Genomic DNA, 6749 nt, shown 5'->3' on the forward strand with positions numbered 1-6749 from the left:
TCTCCGACCTCCTCGACTGACCCGCCGAGGCGGCGCGAACCTGCAGGGGTTGGGTGCCGAGGCGGCGCGAACCTGCAGGGGTTGGCTGCCGAGGCGGCGTGAACCTGCACGGCTCTGGTGCCGAGGCGGCGCGAACCTGCAGCGTACGTGCAAGTCCGCGCCCTCTCGGCGTACCGAGAGTGCAGGTTTGCGCCGTTTCGGCGGTCAGGTGAGGCGCTGCATGAGGGCGCGTAGCAGCGCGGCGAGCTGCTTGTGGTCCTTGCTGGGCAGGTCCGAGAGGAGCTCCGCCTCGGCCGACAGCAGCGCCTCGAACGCGCCATCCACAGCCTCGCGCCCCTCGGGCGTGAGCCGGACGAGGACGCCGCGGCGGTCATTGGGGTCGGGCAGGCGCTCGACGAACCCACGCGCGGCCAGCCGGTCGACACGGTTCGTCATGGTGCCGCTGGTCACCAGCGTCTCCTTGATCAGCCGGCCGGGGGAGAGCTCGTAGTCGCCACCCGCGCGGCGCAGTGCCGCGAGCACGTCGAACTCCCACGACTCGATGCCGTGGTCCGCGAACGCCGTACGCCGTGCCAGGTCGAGGCGGCGGGCGAGACGGCCGATGCGACTGAAGACCTCGACGGGGGTGAGGTCGAGGTCAGCGCGCTCGCGCTGCCACGCCTCGACCAGCTCGTCGACCTCGTCCTGCATGATCGACATCCTGCCAGATGGTGGCGAACGATCGAGATTCTTGATGTCGAGAGTCTTGAGCTTCTCGGTTCGTGGGGCGTGGTGCGGCTGGCACACACGATGGGCGCGCCGTCCCGGTCGGGCCGCGCCACGACCAGGGTCGCTGCGGGCGGGGTCAGGCGGCGGCGTCGACCGGCTGGTTCTTGACCAGCTTCGACTGGATCCGCGACTCGACCGGCCAGCGGACGTCGCTGACCCAGCCGAGCTTCTCGAGCACCCAGATCGTGCGGGCGGAGGAGTCGAGCTGGCCGCGCAGGACGCCGTGGCGCGCGCAGGTCGGGTCGGCGTGGTGGAGGTTGTGCCACGACTCGCCGCCGGACGGGATGGCCAGCCACCAGACGTTGGCCGACTTGTCGCGCGAGACGAAGGGACGGTCACCGACGGCGTGGCAGATCGAGTTGATCGACCAGGTCAGGTGGTGCAGGACGCCGACGCGGACGACCGTGCCCCAGAAGAACGCCGTCGCCGCGCCCTGCCACGACCAGGTGATCAGGCCGCCGAGCGCGGGCGGGATCGCCAGCGAGATCACCGTGAAGACCCAGAAGTTCCGCGAGATCCAGACCAGGTCGCGGTCCTTCATCAGGTCGGGAGCGTACTGCCGCTGCGGCGTCTGCTCGGCGTCGAAGAGCCACCCGACGTGCGCGTGCCACAGGCCCTTGAGGAGGCCGCCGAGCGACTCGCCGTACTTCCAGGGGGAGTGGGGGTCGCCGTCGCGGTCAGAGAACTTGTGGTGCTTGCGGTGGTCGGCGACCCAGCGGACGACGGGGCCCTCGATCGCCATCGAGCCGAGGACGGCGAGGGTGATCTTGACCGCCCGGTTGGGCTTGAACGACTTGTGCGTGAAGAGCCGGTGGTAGCCGACGGTGATGCCGTGCAGCGTCAGGAAGTACATCGGCAGCGCGATCGCCACGTCGAGCCAGGACAGCCAGCCGCCCCACGCGACGGGAACGGCGACGGCGATCGCGACCAGCGGGAGCGCGATGAAGAGGCCGAGGGCGATCCGCTCGGGCCAGCCCTGGGTCTCTCCGCCCCGTGTGGCAGAGGCGGGAAGGTCGTCGGTCTCGGTCGCTACGGACACGCGTACTCCAGGGCGGGTGGTCGGTGACGTCGTACGACGCCTCGGCATCCCAACGGTAACCCGATCGAGTGTGTCCCAAACAACGTGTCCCGCCTGTTACCCAGAAGGTTACTGACGGGTAATACTGGAGCCATGAGCGCACTTGTCACCCTTTGGGAGAAGACCCACGGCCTGCCGATGGGCAAGAAGATCTTTTCGACCATCTACGCCCAGAAGGCGCCGTACTTCGCCACGATCCACGCGACCGTGACTGAGATGCGTGCCAACTACGCCGAGGTCCACATTCCGAAGCGGCGTTCGGTGCAGAACCACATCGGCACCGTCCACGCGATCGCCCTGTGCAACGGCGCCGAGATGGCGATGGGCGCCCTCGCCGAGGCCTCGGTCCCGCGCGACAAGCGCTGGATCCCCAAGGCCATGGACATCCGCTACACGGCCAAGGCTGACTCGGACATCACCGTCGTCGCCGAGACCGACCCCGAGCAGTGGGAGAAGGAGGGCGACCTCGACGTCCGCGTCCAGGCGCTCACCGTCGACGGCGTCGTCTGCTTCGAGGGCGTCATCAAGCTGTGGATCAGCAGCAAGCAGAAGTAATCCGCCTGTCACACGAGGGTGCTTCACTCACCCCGTATGCAGTCCGTCCCCCAGGAGGAACGATGAGCGAGAACCCCACCGACAAGGCCCGTGCGGCCGCCGACGAGGCGCTGGCCAAGGCCAAGGCCGCTGCCGACGAGGCGCTGACCCAGGCGAAGGCCGCCGCTGACGAGGCGCTGGCCAAGGCCAAGGTCGCGGCTGACCAGGCCAAGGCCCAGGCCGAGGAGAGCTTCGCCAAGGCGAAGTCGCAGGCCGAGGAGTCCTTCGCGAAGGCGAAGGCGCTCGCCGAGGAGGCCGCCGGCACCGCCAAGGGCGTCGTCGAGGGCCTGATCGAGAAGGCGAAGACCTTCAAGCCCTGACCCCAGCAGTACGCCGAGGGCCGGCTCCGCATCATGCGGGGCCGGCCCTCGTGGCGTTGTGCGGATGCTCAGGCCGCCTTGGCGGTGTCTCCCGCTCCGACCATGGGCACGACCAGCTTCTTCTCGCCGACGTACTTCTTCTGGAGCCAGGCCGCGAGAGCCATCAGCAGCAGGTTGACGCTGATGTACAGGGCCGCGACCACGAACATCGTCGGGACCCGGTTGTTGAACTGGGGGTCGAGATAGATCTGCTTCGCGATTGCCATCAGGCCCGGAGCGGCGATTGCGAAGCCGAGGGCGGTGTCCTTCAGGGCCACGATGCACTGGCTGATGATCGCGGGGAACATGATCTTGACGGCCTGCGGGATGAGGATCGAGCTCATCACCTGGGTCTTGCGCATGCCGATCGCATACGCCGCCTCGGACTGGCCCTTCGGCACGGCGTTGATGCCGGCGCGCAGCACCTCGGCGAGCACGGCGCCGTTGTAGAGCATCAGCGCGATCACCACCGCGCGGAAGCTGCTCGCGTCGTTGGCGATGCCCAGCGCGTACCAGATGAAGATCATCAGCAGCAGGACGGGTGTGGCGCGGAAGAACTCGACGACGGCTGCCGCCGGCCAGCGCACAAACGCGTGGTCGGAGAGCTTGGCCAGGCCGAGCGCCGTACCGAAGACAACCGCCGCGAGGATCGCGAAGACGGCCATCTTCAACGTTTCCAGGAGGCCGTCGACCAGCAGGACGCGGACGTAGTCCGGGGTGACGAAGGGCTCCCACTTCGCGTACGCGAGCTGCCCCGCGTCGTGCAGACGCCAGATGCACCAGGCGAGGACGCCCGTGATCGCGGCGGCCGCCACCAGCGAGTAGAGCCGGTGCCGCCTGGCGGTCTTCGGGCCCGGTGCGTCGAAGAGGACCGAGGCGCTCATGCCACCCTCCAGTGCCGCTCGAGCCTGTTGGCGAGGAACGAGAAGGCGAAGACGATCAGGATGTAGCCGGCCGCGATCGTGAGGAAGATCTGCGGACGCTGGGACGCGTTGTCGTTGGTCAGTGACGACATCTGCGAGACCGCCTCGGCGACTCCGAAGATGTAGGCGACCGAGGTGTTCTTGATCAGGGCGATCAGCGCGCTGGCCAGGGGCGGGACGCTCGCCCGAAACGCCTGGGGAAGGATGACGTGGCGCATCGTGCCGACGAACGTCAGCCCGATGGCGCGCGACGCCTCGGCCTGCCCGAGCGGCACGGCGTTGATGCCGGACCGGATCGCCTCGCAGACGAAGCAGGCGGTGTAGAGCGTCAGTGAGACCACCGCGGCCCCGAAGAACTGGTCGAAGTCGAGCGTGCCGATCTGCACGTCGAACCAGCGGAAGCGGATCCCGAAGATGGGCGCGATGAACTGGAAGAACGCGAACACCACCACGAGCGGGGTGTTGCGCACACCGGTCACGTAGACGGCGCCGAACCAGCGCAGCACTGCCACGGGGCCCACGCGGCACGCCACGAGGAACGTGCCCAGGAGCAGCGACAGCACCCCGGCGACGAGGAACAAGCAGAGCGTGTAGCCGAACCCCTCGAGCACCAGCCGCCAGTTGTCGATGACCGCGGTCACCCGTTCACCTCCCTTGAGGGGTCAGGCCGGAGCCGCCGCTGGCGACGTACTCCGGCCCGACCCTGACATCACATGCAGTCGTCGAGCTCGGGGGCGTCGGGCGTCTCCACGCCTGACGGGCCGAGAGTCTTCTCGAACGCCTCGGCCCACGAGCCGTCGTCGAAGGCCTCGGTCAGCGAGTCGTTGATGACCTCGCACATCTCCGAGGCGTCCTTGCTGTAGCCGACACCGATGTTCTCGGTGGAGAACTGCTCGCCGACGACCTTGAGCTCGCCCTCGTTCTGCGCGGCGAATCCGGCCAGGATCGTGCCGTCGGTCGACATCGCCTCCACGGCGCCGTCGAGCACCTTCTGGACACACTCGGAGTAGCTGGCGAAGCCGACGCCCTTGCCGCCTTCCTCGTTGATCTTGTCGATCGAGGTGGAGCCTGTGACCGAGCAGATCTTCTTGCCCTGCAGGTCGTCCATGCCCTCGACCTCGCTGTCCGCGGGCACGAGCAGCTGCTGGCCGGTGACCATGTACGGACCGGCCTGGCCGACGACCTTCCGGCGCTCGTCAGTGATGGAGTACGACGCGAGCACCAGGTCGACCTTGCCCTCCTCCAGGAAGGGCTCACGGTTGTCGGAGATGGTCTCCACCCACTCGATGTCGTCACTGTCGATGCCGAAGTTGGACGCCACGATCTTGGCGACCTCGATGTCGAATCCGGCCGGCACGTCCGAGGTCGCGCTCTTGAAGCCGAGACCCGGCTGGTCGTACTTGACGCCGATCTTGATCGTGCCCGCTTCGCAGATCTCTGCCGCGCGGCCGGTGAGGTCGCCGCAGGCGACGTCCTTGCCCTCGAGGGCCTCGTTGTCGTCACCGCCGCCCGCGTCGCCGCAGGCGGCGAGGCTGAGCGCGAGGCCACACGCGGCAAGCGTGGCCTTGGTCTTCGTGAATCGCATCGTTGCGTTCCCTTCTCGTTGTGGCAGATCGCCGTTGAGAGCTCAGTGCTTGAGAATGTGGCCGAGGAAGTCCTTGGCCCGCGCGGACTGCGCGTTGGTGAAGAACTCCTCCGGAGTGCCTTCTTCGACGATGGCTCCGTCGGCCATGAAGACCACCCGGTCCGCCGCCGTACGGGCGAAGCCCATCTCGTGGGTGACCACGACCATCGTCATGCCCTGCTTCGCGAGGTCGACCATGACGTCCAGGACCTCCTTGATCATCTCCGGGTCGAGCGCGGAGGTCGGCTCGTCGAAGAGCATGACCTTCGGCTTCATCGCCAGCGCGCGGGCGATCGCCACGCGCTGCTGCTGGCCGCCGGAGAGCTGGGCGGGGTACTTCGGGGCCTGGTTGGCCAGGCCCACCCGCTCGAGCAGCTCCTTGCCGAGCTTCTCGGCCTCCGCCTTCGGCATCTTGCGGACCTTGATCGGGCCCAGCGTGACGTTGTCGAGGATCGTCTTGTGCGCGAAGAGGTTGAAGCTCTGGAAGACCATGCCGACCTCGGCCCGCAGGTTGGCGAGCTCCTTGCCCTCCTGGGGCAGGGCCTTGCCGTCGAGCGTGATCGAGCCCTTGTCGATCGTCTCGAGGCGGTTGATCGTGCGGCAGAGCGTCGACTTGCCCGAGCCCGACGGCCCGATGACGACGACCACCTCGCCCCGCTTGATCGTGAGGTCGATGTCCTGCAGCACGTGCAGGTCGCCGTACCACTTCTCCACATGGTCGAGTACGACGAGCGGCTCACCCACAGCGGCCGCCGACGCCTCCGAGCTGAGCGCGGTCATGTGTGGAACGTAGACCTGCCGGTGTGCTCCGGGCCACACCTGCGCCGTCCCCGCGTCGTACTGCTATCGAACTGTGACCTTGCGTTCGGACATCTGTTGGATTCGGGCGCGCCCGGCGTCGCGCCGTACCCTATTTCGGTCATGACTGAGCAGCGCACGTATGAGGTCCGCACCTATGGGTGCCAGATGAATGTCCACGACTCCGAGCGGCTCGGGGGGCTGCTGGTCGACGCCGGCTACGTGCCCGTTGCGGAGGGGGAGCAGGCGGACGTCGTCGTCTTCAACACCTGCGCCGTGCGTGAGAACGCCGACAACAAGCTCTACGGCAACCTCGGTCACCTCGCGCCGATCAAGGCGAAGAAGCCGGGCATGCAGATCGCCGTCGGTGGCTGCATGGCGCAGAAGGACCGCGACACCGTCGTGAAGAAGGCCCCGTGGGTCGACGTCGTCTTCGGCACCCACAACATCGGCTCGCTCCCGGCCCTGCTCGAGCGCGCGCGGGTGCAGGAGGAAGCGCAGGTCGAGATCCTCGAGTCGCTCGAGGTGTTCCCCTCGACGCTGCCGACCCGGCGGGAGAGCGCGTACGCCGCGTGGGTGAGCATCTCGGTCGGGTGCAACAACAC

General features: G+C 67.7%; 8 protein-coding genes and 1 pseudogene. 3 read left to right on the forward strand and 6 right to left on the reverse strand.

Annotated elements, in window-relative coordinates; genetic code table 11:
* Positions 1-204 precede the first annotated feature (204 nt).
* Both VLF38_RS10865 and VLF38_RS10870 read right to left on the reverse strand, forming a co-directional pair.
* Positions 205-690 carry a MarR family transcriptional regulator gene (locus tag VLF38_RS10865; protein WP_325271286.1) on the reverse strand — a complete coding sequence of 162 codons (486 nt, stop codon included), beginning with the start codon at positions 688-690 and terminating at the stop codon, positions 205-207.
* Between the two features lie 154 nt (positions 691-844).
* Complete coding sequence (locus tag VLF38_RS10870; protein ID WP_325271279.1) at positions 845-1807, reverse strand: acyl-CoA desaturase; 963 nt, start codon at positions 1805-1807, stop codon at positions 845-847.
* A 132-nt stretch (positions 1808-1939) separates the two neighbouring features.
* Between VLF38_RS10870 and VLF38_RS10875 the strand changes: the two genes are divergently transcribed.
* Together VLF38_RS10875 and VLF38_RS10880 are read left to right on the forward strand one after the other, a co-directional pair.
* The gene (locus VLF38_RS10875) at positions 1940-2401 is read left to right on the forward strand and encodes a hotdog fold domain-containing protein (RefSeq protein ID WP_325271280.1); all 462 of its coding nucleotides are present in this window, start codon (positions 1940-1942) and stop codon (positions 2399-2401) included.
* Between the two features lie 62 nt (positions 2402-2463).
* On the forward strand, positions 2464-2760 hold the full coding sequence (locus tag VLF38_RS10880; RefSeq protein ID WP_325271281.1) for a hypothetical protein: 297 nt from the start codon (positions 2464-2466) through the stop codon (positions 2758-2760).
* Positions 2761-2828: 68 nt separating this feature from the next.
* Here VLF38_RS10880 and VLF38_RS10885 read toward each other — a convergent pair whose 3' ends face one another.
* The 4 genes from VLF38_RS10885 to VLF38_RS10900 all read right to left on the reverse strand — a co-directional run bounded on the left by VLF38_RS10885 (position 2829) and on the right by VLF38_RS10900 (position 6126).
* Positions 2829-3683, reverse strand: coding sequence for an amino acid ABC transporter permease (locus VLF38_RS10885; protein ID WP_325271282.1), 855 nt, complete (start codon positions 3681-3683; stop codon positions 2829-2831).
* Positions 3680-4363, reverse strand: a complete 684-nt coding sequence (locus tag VLF38_RS10890) for an amino acid ABC transporter permease (RefSeq protein WP_325271283.1) — start codon at positions 4361-4363, stop codon at positions 3680-3682. Before VLF38_RS10890 ends, VLF38_RS10885 begins: the two co-directional genes overlap by 4 nt.
* A 68-nt stretch (positions 4364-4431) precedes the next feature.
* Positions 4432-5307 carry a glutamate ABC transporter substrate-binding protein gene (locus VLF38_RS10895; protein ID WP_325271284.1) on the reverse strand — a complete coding sequence of 292 codons (876 nt, stop codon included), beginning with the start codon at positions 5305-5307 and terminating at the stop codon, positions 4432-4434.
* 42 nt (positions 5308-5349) lie between these two features.
* The gene (locus VLF38_RS10900; protein ID WP_325271285.1) at positions 5350-6126 is read right to left on the reverse strand and encodes an amino acid ABC transporter ATP-binding protein; all 777 of its coding nucleotides are present in this window, start codon (positions 6124-6126) and stop codon (positions 5350-5352) included.
* Positions 6127-6267: 141 nt separating this feature from the next.
* Here VLF38_RS10900 and VLF38_RS10905 point away from each other — a divergent pair.
* Positions 6268-6749 (forward strand): annotated as a pseudogene (locus tag VLF38_RS10905) (tRNA (N6-isopentenyl adenosine(37)-C2)-methylthiotransferase MiaB); the annotation flags it as partial.

The organism is Nocardioides sp. (assembly GCF_035481145.1).
Classification (GTDB): Bacteria; Actinomycetota; Actinomycetes; order Propionibacteriales; family Nocardioidaceae; genus Nocardioides.

What these genes read in the sequence shown, in the direction of transcription:
- VLF38_RS10865 (WP_325271286.1), bottom strand. Translation starts at nt 690, where the DNA reads ATGCAGGACGAGGTCGACGAGCTGGTCGAGGCGTGGCAGCGCGAGCGC.
- VLF38_RS10875 (WP_325271280.1), top strand. Translation starts at nt 1,940, where the DNA reads ATGAGCGCACTTGTCACCCTTTGGGAGAAGACCCACGGCCTGCCGATG.
- VLF38_RS10880 (WP_325271281.1), top strand. Translation starts at nt 2,464, where the DNA reads ATGAGCGAGAACCCCACCGACAAGGCCCGTGCGGCCGCCGACGAGGCG.
- VLF38_RS10885 (WP_325271282.1), bottom strand. Translation starts at nt 3,683, where the DNA reads ATGAGCGCCTCGGTCCTCTTCGACGCACCGGGCCCGAAGACCGCCAGG.
- VLF38_RS10895 (WP_325271284.1), bottom strand. Translation starts at nt 5,307, where the DNA reads ATGCGATTCACGAAGACCAAGGCCACGCTTGCCGCGTGTGGCCTCGCG.
- VLF38_RS10900 (WP_325271285.1), bottom strand. Translation starts at nt 6,126, where the DNA reads ATGACCGCGCTCAGCTCGGAGGCGTCGGCGGCCGCTGTGGGTGAGCCG.